The sequence below is a fragment of the Bacillus cereus group sp. MG1 genome (genome assembly GCF_040460035.1).
Classification (GTDB): Bacteria; Bacillota; Bacilli; order Bacillales; family Bacillaceae_G; genus Bacillus_A; species Bacillus_A cereus.
Genome location: NZ_JARVGY010000001.1, coordinates 516,890 through 531,856 on the forward strand (window position 1 = coordinate 516,890; position 14,967 = coordinate 531,856).

A 14,967-nucleotide genomic window follows, 5' to 3' on the forward strand; every position below is an offset into this window, starting at 1 on the left:
ATCTAATGAAAGACTTCGTATCTTACTCTAGTTTTAAAGTAATTTAGCCATACAACGTATGGTTGCATGGCTAAATTATATATTTCTGTTTATCTGTCTTATTGTAGACCGAAATTACGAGAAAGATCTTCGTCATGTCTAGCAACAGCTTCTGCAGTTTTATTAAGCTGCATATTAATTTCTTGTAATAGCTGTGCGAAGTTTTGTACTTTTGGCTTTAATTGATTGAACTGTTGGTCAAAACCTTCGAAAGCACGACCTTCCCATTCTCCTCTTAATTCATTTTGTAAGTTTTGTAGTTGACGTAAAATGTCCTCAATTTGATTTGCACCTTGTCCATATCGAGTCGCTTTCGATTTAAGCTCCTCTGGTGACATACGAATTTGTCCTGCCATTATTAAATCCCCCTTAAAATTAAAAAATAGTAAAATTAACCAATAATCAATTCTACAAATTGATTATATCAATAATTTAAAAATTTCTAAACAAAAAAATGATATTTTTCCAAAATTTCTCTTTTGCTATAATAACGATATATTGTATAATACTAATTTATTTGTTTTTTAAGCACACTCTATAAATCTACTATAAAATAAAGGCAAACCATCTATTTTATACTTATTCGCTTTAAATTCCAGCGATAAAGTAGCCACTAAATCATTATTTTCTCTTCTCTCATTCAGACTATTCTACTCACTTCAAAGTCATAATTACCTGCCTTTCAACAAACCCAAACTCTTCGTACATCTTTTTTGCAAAATTCCCAGTAAATACATTCAACCTAATTTCTGAATATTCCTCCTTTAATTCCTTAATACCAGCTTCCATCAGTTCACGCGATAATCCTCTCCCGCGATATTCTGGGAAAACGTACAATTCATATATAAATCCAAGTTTTTCACGAGAAAAATAGTCTGTATTTTCCCCTATTAATATCCATCCCATTACTTTATTTGCTTCTTTAATGATTAAATAATACGCTCCTTTTTCTACAATCGGCTTTGTAATTTCAATCGCTTTCTCTGTACTTAATTGACAATTTCCTCTCGTCCCTTCAAAAAGCGATTGAGCCGTATATTTTAATATTTCATTGGTATCTTCTTGATTCGCCTTAATTATCATTTTTCACAACTCCCCTTGAATAATAGGCATTACTATCGCTTGTTCAAGATTCTCCGCTTCCATAACAATTGCCGTTAATCCTTGTTCTGTACTTGTTTCATGAAGCTCTCCCTTCTCCCAAAACACAGCTTGTCCCGCCTCTACCTTTATCTTTTTTTTATTTGCCCCACATACATATCCTGCTCCGTCCACAATAAGAAGCAGTTGAGATACAACTGCTTCATGATTACCGATGATTCCATTCTCGTGTAAATGCATAGCACCGATATGTATATTCCCTCTATGGTTTACTATTTTCGACATGATGAAATTAGATTGAAATACTGATAGGTGCTTTCCTACTTTTTCACTAAAATCAAAAATTTTCATTGCTAGTCCTCCTTATACATATAAAACCATCCTTACTGTCTGCATCATATGTCCTTCAAAGTCTTCTTCAAATTGCTCTAATTCAGCAAAACCTTTCGCTTCATAAAAGCGTTTTCCTTTTTCATTTGCTGCTTCTACATGTATGTACAATTTACGTATCCCATTTAATTCCTTAATCCCTCTTTGTAATAAAGCACTTCCAATCCCTTTTCCTTGCTGATCTGGTAACAAATAAATCGCACCTAATTCCGCTTCATTTTGTAGTCTAACAGGTGAAAAGTTCGCAAACCCTATTACTTCTCCTTCTTCTTCCGCAACGAATAAATGCGTATTTTTAAGACGATATTTCATTTTTTCATCAGAATATGCCTCGTCTAAAAAACTGTCTTGAATTTCTCTTGGAATAATGCCTTCATATGTATCATGCCAAGCTATTTTTGCTACTGATTGTACAGCATGAATGTCTTCTTGCTTCATTTCTCTAATTATATATGTCATCTCGATGTCTCCATTCTCTTTAAATTATATTCTGCTAATATACTAGAAGAAACGGCAAAACCATTTTCATAATTCACCTTAATTAATTTTAATTTCTCAATTGAAGCTGTTGCAAAATCAAACTTTCCATAAATATATTCCATTACACTTAAAAACTGCTTTGTATGTAATCTATTTGCAATTGTACAATGCGGAACCCATTTTCCCGGTACGTAATATGAATTGGGGTTGTCATGAAAAGTTTTAAAATAATCATGATAAGAATAATGAAGTTTTAACAATTCATCGGTAACGGTCGGCGCTAGAAAGACCGTTCCATTAGTAGGAAAAATTCCAACAGAAAGAAAAGTTACTGCGTCCATATTTTCTTGAATAGCTACAAACTCCCCTAGTTTCTCAGTATACAAATGAACATCTAACTCATTATAATCCGCAATCGTTATATGAGGTTCTACTCCAGCTAGTTGATTTGTTCCAATTACATTTGTTAATTCATTTTGCAGTTCTGTAATTTTATTAGTAAACACACGATCAAATGTAGCAATAATAGCGTACAATCTTTCTCACCCCTTCGTTACACATAGCGCTTCCCATTCTTCACGAATCATGCCCATTCGAATAGAATCATAGTATGTTCCGTTATAATAACGACACTTTCGCATTCTACCTTCTAAGCTCATTCCTATTTTCTCCGCTACTTTCATCATTCGTTCATTACCAGACCAAGTCGTGATTCCTACTCTACCAATCTCCATTTTTTCAAATAGCAAATCTCTATATAATGTCAATGTTTCTGTACCGTATCCACCATTCCAGTATGTTGGGTCATAAATCACAAGCCCCATCTCTAACCAACGCGTCGGTTTGTATTCCCAATAAAACCCAACTGTCCCAATGATTTGACCGTTATTTTCTATAATTAAATTGGATAGCGGTTCTTCTTTTAAACGAGTTTGCATCTTTTCCTTATAGGATGAGTATTCTTGCATTGAAAACGGAAAATACGGTGCATCCCATTTTTTCCATTCTGGATTTTCTTCTTTAAACACGAGATTCCATAATGTTTTTATATCTGATTCTTCAATTGTACGAATTGTTACTTTATCCCCTTTTACTATTACGCTATTCATAATTTCCTCCTACACTCCTCTTTATTTCATATATAATTATAATATTTTTTCTGAAAAATCAAAACAAATATCATTTATTATATTGTATAATTTTGTTATAAGGTACGAATTATTCATGTAGAAAGCTGGTGATTCAATGAATAAACGATTTAGTATTGCTTTATTTCTTACTATTGTTACGACAAATATTATTCTCTATTTCTTCTTACCATTAAGTATTGTTACGAAATGGGACTTTAATGGAACGCCTACATCAACAATGGATAAAACCACTTTTGTAATCGTAAATATAATTATATGTTCCTTCTTATTCTTTGTATTTTTAGCTTTATCTAAAGCAGCGAGTAACCAGAAATTTCTCCATTGGATCGGCAACACAATGTTACTATTCTTATTTTTTGTCGATATTGTCATCGCCCTCATCGCTCTTGGCTTTTCACTTCCTCTTGATCATTTCATATTTTTAGCATTAGGGCTTTTATTTATATTAATAGGTTATTTCAGTTCCAAAATTGATACGACTAAATCAACCGTTTCATTAGAATGGAATGATAAGCACCTTGAAAAAAGAGCTTCAAATATTAGTAGTATTTCAATGATGATAGCAGGTATTTTTTTAGCGATACTTCCTTTTATCGTTTCTGCTCCCTATAGAGGTTATGCTATACTAGCAATTCTTTTAGGAATGACGCTTATCATTCTGCCAAGTACGATTTATTTACTTATTAAAGACAGCAAGCAATCTACTCCTTTAAAAAAATAGGAGGTTATATCCCTCCTATTTCAGCTTAATGTTTTATTTTTCACTTTTTCTATCTCAACTAAAATCCCTTTCTCTATCCAACCCTCTACGCCATCTTTTTTAATTAAATCATATCCTGAACAGCTATCATCAATGAGAGAAACGATATCTCCCTTCCTAACGCTTATTTGCGCACAAGAAATATCGGTTTTCACTGTATATTCACCTGACTTAAGTTGTTTCATATATTCATTTTTTACAGTGAGCACATTATTCGTTTCCTTTTGTTTACATACGGTGTAATCTTGCATCTTCTCGATAGGCTCTATGTAATAATACGGATATGTCACTCCGCCCTGCATTTCTGAATTCGCATTAAAATCCGCTATTACTTCGTACTCTGGAAAATAGTCTACATATGTATAAGAAAACGTATCGCCCGTTTGTTTCCTCTGAATAATAAATACGTTTAATTGCCCTGCTTCTTTAATTGCATTTCCTCCATCAATTGCAATAATTTCTTTCTCCTTATCAATAACTGGATTATTAGACGGTGCTTCTTCAGAATAGTTCACGACAGGCCAATGACCGACTATTACATACTTATTTGCTTTATGTGATTGATTGAAAAACTCCGGCATTGCTATCGCATTTTTGCGCTCAGTTTCTTTCCAATCTACTCTATCTTCTAGACCGGCATGCACAAAAATATAATCTTCTGTTTCAATCGCTGTTGGCAACTCTGTTAGCCAATATAGTTCTTGTGAAAATTCACTTAACAATGCTTCTTTCACTTCACGAATTGAAGTGCCCTCATGAACTGAAAAAACCAATTGCTCTAGCCATTCATTAAAAATTGAATGCTTCCTCGTACATAAATAATTAATAAGACCAGGATTTTCATTTAGAAGAGCATCAACTAAAACTTCACAATTCCCTTCAACAACGTGAACCTTTGAATTGTTCTTTACAAGATTCATAACGTAGTTTACTACGCCTACGCTATCTCGTCCTTTCTCGCAAAGATCTCCATTAATAATTAAATAATCTTCATCTTTAAAGTTAACTTTATGTAGTGCTTCTTTTAAAAGATTTAATTCTCCATGAATATCAGATATGACAATAACTCTAGCATCATTAGGGATTGATAGTTTCTTTATTTTTTTCAAGTATAAGCGCTCCAATCATCCTCTTTATTAAATTAAAACAATTCGACAAAATACACTATATAACCTTTTCAAGTACATATACCATAACTTACAACCTATTTACGGTTCAATAATAACTTAAAAAATAAGAAGAAGCTGTTCCCAACTTTTGCAGGACAGCTTCTTCTTATTTTTTATAATTCTTTATAAAAAGAATAACTCACCTTATCATACCCTTCTCTTTCATAAAAACGATGAGCATCAATTCTTGAAAATGCTGACGTGAGGACGATAGACTCACATCCGTTTTCCTTTCCCCAGTTCTCTATATACGAAAGTAATACTTTCCCATGTCCTTTTGAACGATGTGCTTCTGCTGTTACAAGGTCATATACGAAAACGTGTTTCTTATTATAAAAGTTCGTACAAATCGCTACACCTGCAAGGCTAACAACTTCATCATTCTCATTACGCAGCGAAAATAGTTTATAATTTTCTTCTTTCATATTTCGAAATAAAGAGCTTGTTTCCTCTTTTGAAAGTTTCATTCGTAATTGCTGTAAAACAGGTAATACTTCATGTAATTGCTCTTCTGTTACTACTTCTTTAACATTCATTTTTAACTCTCCTCTAACTATTTATTTAATTTTCTAAATGTTATATCATTATTATAGAAAGTAACTGCCCTTCACTTAAGTGACAGTTTAAGTGTTTTTTATAAGGCCAGTTTTAAAGGAGAGTTTTATATGGATTTTACTATCCCATTGCAATTACAAAGTAACACACCTATTTACTTGCAAATTTACGAATATATAAAAGCTGAAATTATACAAGGGACTATTTCTGTCGGCACACGTCTACCCTCACACAGAAATTTAGCATCACAACTTAATATTAGCCGCATTACTGTTGAATCAGCTTATCAACAATTATTAGCTGAAGGTTATGTAGAAAGTAAACCGAAACGTGGTATTTTTGTAGCAAATTTCGATATTGACGTTATCCCAAATAAAAAGCCAAATGCAGCAAAGAAGACGAGCAATTTGATAGACGAAAAATTTGAATATGATTGTAGCCAAGGACTTATTGATCAAAATGCATTTCCGATTACAAATTGGAAACGAGCATTACAAGAATCCATACTTACATACGAAAATGCACTATTTGCCAAAGAAGACCCTCAAGGTGAATTCGCTCTTCGAGAACATATATCAACATATTTATATCATTCTCGCGGTGTCCATTCTTCACCTGATCAAATTGTGATTGGCGCCGGAACGCAGCCACTTCTCTGGCTACTACTTCAACTGCTTGGCCCTACAAAAGAATACGGCATTGAAAACCCTGGATTTCACCGTATACACGCAATCATTAAAAGCTGTGATAGACAAATTCATCCCATACCATTGGATGAAAAAGGTATTGATATTTCTAGTTTATACAATACAAATTCCAATGTCGCATACGTTACACCATCACACCAATTTCCACTCGGGATTATTATGCCTTTATCTAGAAGATTAGAATTGTTAAAGTGGGCTAATGGTTGCAGCGGATACATTATTGAAGATGACTATGACGGAGAGTTTCGCTACGCTGGTAAGCCGATTCCTTCTTTACAAAGTCTTGATTCAAATGAACGCGTTATTTATATGGGAACTTTCTCAAAATCTTTTTTACCTTCTTTACGAATGGGATATGTTGTTTTACCACCACACCTTTTAAAAACATATCAAGAACTGCATGGAATTTTCAAACAAACAGTCGCTACAATACAACAACTTGCTTTTGCTAACTTTATACAAAGCGGGAATTGGGAACGTCACCTTAATCGGAGTCGTACACTATATAAAAGAAAACATCATGCGTTAGTAAAATCCATTATGAAAGAAATGGGGGCTAATGTTCAAATTCTTGGCGAACAGTCCGGACTTCATATTGTTTTATGTGTCCATAACAGTATGAATGAAAATGAACTGATTGAATCCGCTAAAAAACAAAGCGTTAAATTATACCCACTTTCTCCATATGATTTCGTGAATGATTTACGTAAGGAATCATACGTATTACTCGGCTTTGGTAGTATTCCAGAAAATAAAATTGAAACGTTGGCTAGATTATTAAAAGACGCTTGGTTTCCTAGTTGCAAGGAAACTTTTTAACAGTGGATTTAACTTGTAACATGTTAACAATTCAACAAAATAAAAAAGAAGGCTGTTCCAAAATAACTTTTTGGACAGCCTTCTTCTAGTTATTCACCTGACCTAGCTTTCCTTCCCGGACGTTTCACACCAGTCGTTTCTGTTGAATAGGAAGCTTCGATTATAGCGGCTGGATCTACAGAGAGAACGAGATCTTTCATTTTCGGATAAATGAATCGGTTTGTAATGCAATAAATGATTCTCTTATGCTCCCCTAAAAAACCACCTTCTCCATGTAGATACGTAACAGATAGTTGCAATTCTTTCATAAGTAAATCGCCTATTTCTTTATTCTTACCAGAAATAATCATAACGCTCTTACCTTGATTAATACCATCTAATATAAAATCAATCATCTTCGTAACAATATAGAAAATTGCTAATGAGAACATCGCTTGTTCGATTGAAAATAAAATGGCAACAAAGATGAAAATAACTGCATTTACTGCAAGTAAAAATGTACTAATCGGTACATTAAAGTGTTTATTCATCCAAACTGCTAACATTTCCGAACCGTCAATTGCTCCACCCATTTTAACAACAATCCCAACACCAATTCCAAACAGTACTCCACCATAAAGTACAATTAATAACTCAGAAGTCGTAATTGCTGGAAATGGTTTTAAATAAATTAATCCGAGTGTTGTAACTACATTCGCATAAGATGTACGGATAAAAAATTTCTTTCCCATTACTTTTGCAGTAAATAATAAAATTGGGATATTAATTCCTAAGAACACACCATAAAGCGGCAATCCTGCGACTTTATTTGCCATAATAGCAATAGCCGTTACCCCGCCATCTACTAATCCATTAGGTGCTAAAATAAGCTCTAATGAACCTGCTACTATAATTGAGCCAATTGTTAATAATACGTATTCAAATACTTTCTTCATTCATTACCCCCAAAACTTATATATTTTCTTAGTATTATTTTAACGTAATTTTACTACTAATTCAAAGGTATCGATTTATATACACAAAAGTTTCTCCTTTATCGCTATTTTTATGTAACACATGTAACGCGTAATACTAAAAACACACTTACAAATTAAAAGTAAGTGTGTTTTTAACATCTATTTAATCTTTACGTACGGCTTCATTTTTAATTTGAATATTTCCTCAACTGCCCTTTGATATCCACCGGCATTTCTAAGCGACTCTCCCACTTTACGACTATTCTCCTTAAACGTCACATCATCCATTACTTTCTTTACAGTCTCACGTAACAATTCAGAAGTTAACTCGTTGCGATTAAGTCTTATTCCTGCCCCTACTTCAGTCAATCGTTTTGCAACGAATGGCTGATCTCCTGTTACCGGAATTACAACTAATGGAACACCGTAATATAACGCTTCACTCGAACTATTCATACCACCATGTGTCACGAATACATCAGCATGCTGTAAAACTTCTAATTGCGGGACATAATTATACAACTTAAAGTTTTTCGGGATATTTTCAAATTGACTTATATTTATCTTCTTACCAACGACTAATACGACTGTCGCATCAACATCTTTAAACGCTTCAAAACATTTTTCATACAAAGCAGGTTGTTCATTAAAAACTGTTCCCATAGAAATGAAAATCACTTTTTCATTTTTTAAATCTTCGGTAGGAAAACTCCCCACTTCTTTTCGAGTAGCAATTGATGGACCTACAAATTTATACGATTCATCAAATACCTCTGAACGTGGCTGATATTCTTTTGAAGTATATACAATCGTAATATCACCAGGATGGTTCATAATATCATACATACTATTACATTTCATTCCATACTGCTTATTCCATCTTTCCATTCCCGCTAAACAAGATTGATATAATGGATCCATTTCATCTACTTGTCTCGCTTCTTGCTCATCATGAAAATTAATGTACTGATTAACAGCAAACGTTGTACAGGATGAAACGCTTGGTAATTGTAAAATATTCGCTATAATACGTCCTACTGGAAAATGATTATCATATATTAAATAATCATATTTTTCCTCTTTTGTTTCTTCTACAATTTGAGTAACAATACGCTCTGATGCTTCAATCATATGAGATAGCATCGTCAAAGGGCTCCCACCTTCATTTACTCGTTCCATAATATTAATTTGAGAGAGAAAATTCTCAAACACTCGGAATTCCGCACCTGTTGCTTCAACCTTCTTTCTATAATCTTCAATACAATAAGAAACAACTGTTTCCCCTCGCTGAATTAACTCACTTACAACAGCTAAAGTCGGATTAATATGACCTTCCCCAGGAAAATTTATTACGAGTACATTTGCCATAACATTCTCTCCTATCCAATTAATATAATAAAATTAACAATTAATTATATTAATTAATTTAAGTCTATTATAAATGAATGCATTCTACTTCTTCATGCTTTTCTCTTCATTTTATTATTGAGAAATATTTTCTATAGTCTACATTATTGTGATTCACAATCTTATAAATGAATGCTTAATTTTACTTTTACTCTTCATAGATTTAAAGATACGAGTCTTACATTCAAGTATTACCACCATTATTTTTAGACAATTCATACAAAAATAGAGAAATATAATATTTTTAATGAATTTTCACTATAAATGTAAGTATGCTTTCAATCTTTTTATCTTTATCCTCATAACACATCATCTGTTATATAATGAATTTATAGAATTTACAGAAAAATAAGCACATGCCTTTAAAAGTGGTTACGAATTATGTCTATTCCTCACTTAGAAGAATATAGACAGCCTTATCGTTATTTATACCGACTGTTATCTGTGCAAGGTAATGTGGAATTAAAAAAATGGTTAAGTCACCCATCCTATTTTTAAATACGAATGAGAGGGAATATACAATGGATATTCAGAAAAAGCGTTCTGTAACAGAAAGTGAAATACAGCAAATGAAGGATTTGGCTTATATTTGTGGGCAACAAGACAATCTTGATTACTCTTCAGATTTACATATCAACTTTTTAAAAAATCGAAATGAAGATTATATAAACGATTTTCTTCTTTATAACGGTACTCAATTAATTGGCGCTTTAAATATGTATGATTTCGAAAGACCAACAAAGCTTGAACTAATAGGCTTTGTACATCCTCATTTTAGAAAACAACGCTTCGGAACTATCCTTTTACAAACTGCAATGAAAGAAATACAAAATAGGGAGACAGATGAAGCTCTTCTTATTATTAATGGGGATTCTATTTCTGGGAATGAATTTGTAAAACATATGAAGTTACCATATTTATATAGTGAATATAGTATGGAGTGCAAAACAAACGAAATTCAAAAAACAACAGATAATAATATACAGCTTACTCTTGCACCTTCAGAATCACTTCTTGATCTTATTAAAATTTCTAGTAAAGCTTTTGGTGATTCAGTAGAAAATACGACTACATGGTTACAAAAAATGATGAATTCATCTTCCCATCAAGTTTACAGTGCCCTTATTGCTGAAAAAGTGATAGGAACAATTACAGTTTCTAAACAAGAGCAATCTACTACACTATCAGGATTCGCCGTTCATCCTTCTTATCAAGGTAAAGGATACGGAAAAGATATTCTTTGTAATATAGTACATACCCTTATTACAGAAGGAGTTTCAACAATTGAATTAGACGTCGAAACGAAAAATATCCACGCTTTAAAACTATATACACAATGTGGTTTTGAAATTAACACGAGGCATGACTATTATAATTTAATTAATTTTTAGGTGAATACATATGTTAAAAAAACAATTTATTCTAATTATGATATTTTAGCAGACATCTATAATAAACATTGGGGACATTTTGTTGAATACTCCCATCCAGCCTCGTTTTACAAGATGCTCTTCCCTACTCTCGTATATTAGATCTTTGTTGCGGGACTGGTCATCTCTGCCGGTGATAGTTTAATTTAGTTGAACTAAAAAGTGTGTTTCACAAAGTTTACTCCGTATTACATAACGAGGGTATATTCGCATTTGATATGAATAAAAAAATAAAAAAACTGAATCGAAATGATTCAGTTTTTTCTTAATATATTTACAACTGCAGTTGTTTCGTCATTTTCTTTATAGACACGCGGAATTCTTCTATCTAGCATACATGTAACTTCATAGTTTATTGTACCTAACATATCCGCTATTTCTTCTACTGCGATATTTTCTTCACCTTGTTTACCGTAGAATACTACTTCGTCTCCTACTTGTACTGGCATCGCTTTTGAAACATCCAACATTAACTGATCCATACAAACACGGCCAATAACAGGTACTCGAACCCCATTAATTAACGCATAGCCTTTATTAGATAATTGACGATTATAACCATCAGCATAACCAATTGGTACAGTCGCAATCCATTCTTCACCAGTTGTTACATACGTATTCCCATAACTTACACCACGATTCTTCTTCGCATGTTTAATATGAGCTACTTTTGATTTTAACGACAACGCAGGCTGTAAAGAAACGACTGAATGATCCACTTCTTTTGATGGATACATACCGTACACTCCTATTCCAACGCGTACCATATTTTGAAATGTGTTACTTAATTCCATTGATCCCGCACTATTTGAACTATGAATATATGGTATTTGAATTCCTAATTCTTTCGCTGTATTAACAGCTTTTTCAAATAAACTTGTTTGCATATTCGTATATGATTTATCGATTTCATCTGCCGTAGAGTAATGCGTAAACATCCCTACTACCTCTACATACTCCATACGGTTTAATTCTTCTAAAAATGGTTTAACTTCTTCTTCTTGTAAACCGATACGACTCATTCCTGTATCAATTTTCACTTGAATTTGTACTTTCTTTTGAAGACGGTTTGCAATTTCATTTATACCATGTAAATCTTCTACTCTATAAACAGTCATCATAACGTCATATTGAATTACATCTTCTACAGCCGCTACTGGTGTGTATCCTAAAATTAAAATTGGTACAGTAATTCCTGCTTCTCTTAATTCTATTGCTTCATCTACAAATGCAACTGCAAGTTGATGTATTCCCGCTTCAATTGCAGCTTTGGCAACTTCAACTGCCCCATGGCCATACCCATTCGCTTTTACAGCAGCCATCATCTTAATTTCTTCATCATTTACATGTTTTTTAAATTCTTTTACATTATGTTTTACAGCATTTAAGTCAATTTCTACAATTGTATCTCTTCCATATTTCAAACTCATTGGTCTAACTCCTAACTCAATAATTGCATTCCATTCTATTTCACGTTTCATATGACCTTTTACAATATAATACTTTTCATTATGCTAGTCAAACTACTAGAATTTTCGGAATTTTGAGTATGATATAATATCCTCAAGAAACTATTATATACGGAGACGAGGAGAATTACAATGTTTGTTCAATCTGCATTGCATCAACTAAAAGTTGCTATTGATACTTCTATTTATATGCTTAACCAATATAGTGAAAACGATTTAAAAATACAACCGATTCACTCAAAACGATCATTATTTGAAATGTGTGCACATCTTTCTCTTATTTGTCATGCTGATTTACTCATTTTAAATGGTATTTCAGAAAAAGAATTACATACCTTTTATATAGAACATACACCCGTAACAGTTGCTCACATGCAACAAACGATGATTGAAGGATACAACCTTCTCTCTAAAACATTTCTTTCCTACTCCCAAATAGAATTAGCAAAAGTTATGACTGCCTATTGGGGGATTTCTTATTCGCGCTTTGAATGGTTACTTGAAATCGTTGCACACTTTTATCATCATCGTGGACAAATTCATATTTTATTATGCGAGCATATGAAAGATCCTCGCATTCCTTTATTTGAGTGATTTTCCACTCATTCATTAATTAGCTACAAAACCAATAAAAAGTATCATTCCTAATAAAATAAATGTTTGAGCATAACCTCCTATTTTCATAAGATAAATAGAAATGATAGGTCCTATACTAGTACCTAAAAATAAAATAAAAGTATATTCCCCTTGCTTTCCCTCCTAATTGACCTCCAAGAGAAACTAAAGACGGAACGGATATAGCAATACCTATTACAAAACAGACACTCATCATTACAAGTAGAGATAGATCCGAAACAAAGCCCATTGAACTTAGACTAAAAATAACAATCAACAATCCTCCTTGAAGAACTTTCCTTACTTCAAACCTCTTTGTTAAAAGACCTGCAAGTGGTGACAGCAACATACCAAACAGCCCTGCTAAGCGAAAATAAAGGATTTGTTCTGCAGTTAAATTGTAAGTAGGAGAGCTCAAATAATTCCCTAAAACAGTATACATATTAACAAAAGCCATTATTAAAACAGGATTTTTCACACTGACTAACTATTAGTTTTAAATAATTCGCAACTTCTTTAAGGCATAAGAAATTCCGCCTTCACTCGCCTTCGTTGTAACGAAATCAGCCCTTCTCTTCAACTCCTCTCCACCATTTCCCATCGCAACTCCTAATCCTACATACTGCAACATCTCAATATCATTTCCACCATCGCCAAAAGCAATGGCTTCTAATTTACTAATGTTTAAATGTTCCAATACTTTTTGAATTGCAGTTAGCTTCGATACTTTACTATCTTCCAATACATTTATAACGTAACCATGAAAACGCTCAAACGTAAGTGCTGGATATCTTTCAATGAATTTTTGAGCTTCTGTATCATCAGCATACAGACATATGCAATACATCTCATCTGATAAGTTTCTAACTTTGTCAGGATACCGCTCTAAATTTAAAGTTTCATTTAACGCTCGCATGACACGTTCATCTTTGGAAGCAATATTATTCATTGCAAATTCTTCTGTAAAGTAAGAAACACTGTGACCATGTAATTCAGCAAAATTTGAAATATCATGAACGATTTCGCTTGAAAGTACTGATTTATGTATAACTTCTTTCCCACATTTTATATGTGCACCATTTGCTGAAATAAACGTATTTATACCTAGTTCCTTAAATTGTGAGCATAAACTATACGGTCTTCCAGTTGTAACAACTACGTGAATTCCTTTATCTATTAACCTTCGTATCGCTTCTTTTGTACTTTCGTGCATGCTTCTATCAATCTCACTTAATAACGTACCGTCAACATCGAAAAATACAACTTTGTACATAAGTCTTTACATCCCGTCCAAATGATTCGTATCATTAATGAAATGCACCGTTTTTTGTTCACCCTCAATTTCAATTAAACTTATTCCCGTATCTCCCATTTTGAAATAGTAGTCCATTGAAATTGGCATTTTGAAAAATGCACGTAATAGACTATTAATTACGCCTCCATGGGCAACAATTGCAATTCGATCATATGTATTCTCTATCATAATTTTAGAAAAGATTCCTTCTATTCTCATTCGAAACTCAATAAATGATTCTCCGTTTTCAAAACGGTCATGAAGAAACTTTGGCTCTGGATATTTCTTTGCTTCTTCAAATGATACGCCTGCTTGCACTCCATTATTAAACTCCATTAATTCCTCTTCTAATTGAATTGGACAACCAATTGCTTCTGCTAATATTTCACCCGTTTCACGAGCGCGTTTTAATGTGCTTGCCCAAATGAAATCTGGCGCAAAATCTTTTTTCACTTTCTGTACAAGTCTTTGTACTTGTTGTCTCCCTTTGTCAGTTAACTCAAAATCAGCTCGACCTTCATGCACATGTAAAATATCAGCTTCTGATTCTCCGTGGCGTATTAGTAGTATTTGCATGTTTCTCTCTCCCTTTATTTAACATTCATAAAATTCCATTATATCACAT

General features: G+C 33.0%; 18 protein-coding genes and 2 pseudogenes. 6 read left to right on the forward strand and 14 right to left on the reverse strand.

The window, feature by feature from the left end; translation table 11 throughout:
• Window positions 1-98 precede the first annotated feature (98 nt).
• The 6 genes from QCI79_RS02450 to QCI79_RS02475 all read right to left on the reverse strand — a co-directional run bounded on the left by QCI79_RS02450 (window position 99) and on the right by QCI79_RS02475 (window position 3,119).
• Window positions 99-395 carry a WXG100 family type VII secretion target gene (locus QCI79_RS02450; protein WP_000918601.1) on the reverse strand — a complete coding sequence of 99 codons (297 nt, stop codon included), beginning with the start codon at window positions 393-395 and terminating at the stop codon, window positions 99-101.
• Window positions 396-693: 298 nt separating this feature from the next.
• The gene (locus tag QCI79_RS02455) at window positions 694-1,122 is read right to left on the reverse strand and encodes a GNAT family N-acetyltransferase (RefSeq protein WP_000584247.1); all 429 of its coding nucleotides are present in this window, start codon (window positions 1,120-1,122) and stop codon (window positions 694-696) included.
• Between the two features lie 3 nt (window positions 1,123-1,125).
• On the reverse strand, window positions 1,126-1,491 hold the full coding sequence (locus QCI79_RS02460) for a hypothetical protein (protein WP_000688081.1): 366 nt from the start codon (window positions 1,489-1,491) through the stop codon (window positions 1,126-1,128).
• A gap of 12 nt (window positions 1,492-1,503) precedes the next feature.
• Window positions 1,504-1,989, reverse strand: coding sequence for a GNAT family N-acetyltransferase (locus QCI79_RS02465; protein WP_000221051.1), 486 nt, complete (start codon window positions 1,987-1,989; stop codon window positions 1,504-1,506).
• Window positions 1,986-2,546: a 2'-5' RNA ligase family protein gene (locus QCI79_RS02470; protein ID WP_000270885.1), complete on the reverse strand. Its 561-nt coding sequence runs from the start codon at window positions 2,544-2,546 to the stop codon at window positions 1,986-1,988. Before QCI79_RS02470 ends, QCI79_RS02465 begins: the two co-directional genes overlap by 4 nt.
• Window positions 2,547-2,552: 6 nt before the next feature.
• Complete coding sequence (locus QCI79_RS02475) at window positions 2,553-3,119, reverse strand: GNAT family N-acetyltransferase (protein ID WP_001089593.1); 567 nt, start codon at window positions 3,117-3,119, stop codon at window positions 2,553-2,555.
• Window positions 3,120-3,255: 136 nt separating this feature from the next.
• Between QCI79_RS02475 and QCI79_RS02480 the strand changes: the two genes are divergently transcribed.
• Complete coding sequence (locus QCI79_RS02480; protein WP_001042101.1) at window positions 3,256-3,882, forward strand: DUF1648 domain-containing protein; 627 nt, start codon at window positions 3,256-3,258, stop codon at window positions 3,880-3,882.
• Between the two features lie 20 nt (window positions 3,883-3,902).
• On the opposite strand, the gene QCI79_RS02485 is transcribed toward QCI79_RS02480, so the two are convergent.
• Together QCI79_RS02485 and QCI79_RS02490 are read right to left on the reverse strand one after the other, a co-directional pair.
• Window positions 3,903-5,030 carry a metallophosphoesterase gene (locus QCI79_RS02485; RefSeq protein WP_002100929.1) on the reverse strand — a complete coding sequence of 376 codons (1,128 nt, stop codon included), beginning with the start codon at window positions 5,028-5,030 and terminating at the stop codon, window positions 3,903-3,905.
• Window positions 5,031-5,203: 173 nt separating this feature from the next.
• Window positions 5,204-5,626: a GNAT family N-acetyltransferase gene (locus QCI79_RS02490; protein ID WP_001101112.1), complete on the reverse strand. Its 423-nt coding sequence runs from the start codon at window positions 5,624-5,626 to the stop codon at window positions 5,204-5,206.
• Between the two features lie 129 nt (window positions 5,627-5,755).
• Here QCI79_RS02490 and pdxR point away from each other — a divergent pair, with 129 nt between their 5' ends.
• Entirely contained in the window at window positions 5,756-7,171 is a 1,416-nt protein-coding gene (gene pdxR, locus QCI79_RS02495; RefSeq protein ID WP_000348034.1) for a MocR-like pyridoxine biosynthesis transcription factor PdxR, read from the forward strand.
• Window positions 7,172-7,260: 89 nt separating this feature from the next.
• Here pdxR and QCI79_RS02500 read toward each other — a convergent pair whose 3' ends face one another.
• Window positions 7,261-8,106 carry a YitT family protein gene (locus tag QCI79_RS02500; RefSeq protein ID WP_000755125.1) on the reverse strand — a complete coding sequence of 282 codons (846 nt, stop codon included), beginning with the start codon at window positions 8,104-8,106 and terminating at the stop codon, window positions 7,261-7,263.
• 180 nt (window positions 8,107-8,286) lie between these two features.
• Window positions 8,287-9,495, reverse strand: a complete 1,209-nt coding sequence (locus QCI79_RS02505; RefSeq protein WP_000024486.1) for a macrolide family glycosyltransferase — start codon at window positions 9,493-9,495, stop codon at window positions 8,287-8,289.
• Between the two features lie 391 nt (window positions 9,496-9,886).
• Here QCI79_RS02505 and QCI79_RS02510 point away from each other — a divergent pair.
• From QCI79_RS02510 to QCI79_RS02520, 3 genes and pseudogenes are all read left to right on the forward strand, one after another.
• Window positions 9,887-10,032: pseudogene (locus QCI79_RS02510) on the forward strand (nitrate reductase); the annotation flags it as partial.
• Window positions 10,033-10,055: 23 nt separating this feature from the next.
• The gene (locus tag QCI79_RS02515; protein ID WP_000354418.1) at window positions 10,056-10,925 is read left to right on the forward strand and encodes a GNAT family N-acetyltransferase; all 870 of its coding nucleotides are present in this window, start codon (window positions 10,056-10,058) and stop codon (window positions 10,923-10,925) included.
• Window positions 10,926-11,188, forward strand: a pseudogene (locus tag QCI79_RS02520) (class I SAM-dependent methyltransferase); the annotation flags it as partial.
• A 30-nt stretch (window positions 11,189-11,218) separates the two neighbouring features.
• Here QCI79_RS02520 and alr read toward each other — a convergent pair.
• Window positions 11,219-12,394 (reverse strand): alanine racemase, encoded by a 1,176-nt coding sequence (gene alr, locus QCI79_RS02525; RefSeq protein ID WP_021727885.1) that lies wholly within the window; start codon window positions 12,392-12,394, stop codon window positions 11,219-11,221.
• A 171-nt stretch (window positions 12,395-12,565) separates the two neighbouring features.
• On the opposite strand from alr, the gene QCI79_RS02530 reads away from it, so the two are divergent.
• Window positions 12,566-13,027, forward strand: coding sequence for a DinB family protein (locus tag QCI79_RS02530; protein ID WP_000498004.1), 462 nt, complete (start codon window positions 12,566-12,568; stop codon window positions 13,025-13,027).
• Window positions 13,028-13,145: 118 nt separating this feature from the next.
• Here the strand turns inward: QCI79_RS02530 and QCI79_RS02535 are convergent, their stop codons facing one another.
• From QCI79_RS02535 to QCI79_RS02545, 3 genes are read right to left on the reverse strand one after another with little or no spacing between them, the layout of a single operon-like run.
• Entirely contained in the window at window positions 13,146-13,505 is a 360-nt protein-coding gene (locus QCI79_RS02535; RefSeq protein WP_003284084.1) for an MFS transporter, read from the reverse strand.
• Window positions 13,506-13,544: 39 nt separating this feature from the next.
• Window positions 13,545-14,321 carry a Cof-type HAD-IIB family hydrolase gene (locus tag QCI79_RS02540; RefSeq protein WP_000278964.1) on the reverse strand — a complete coding sequence of 259 codons (777 nt, stop codon included), beginning with the start codon at window positions 14,319-14,321 and terminating at the stop codon, window positions 13,545-13,547.
• 6 nt (window positions 14,322-14,327) lie between these two features.
• Window positions 14,328-14,918: a histidine phosphatase family protein gene (locus QCI79_RS02545; protein ID WP_001166434.1), complete on the reverse strand. Its 591-nt coding sequence runs from the start codon at window positions 14,916-14,918 to the stop codon at window positions 14,328-14,330.
• Window positions 14,919-14,967: the final 49 nt, after the last annotated feature.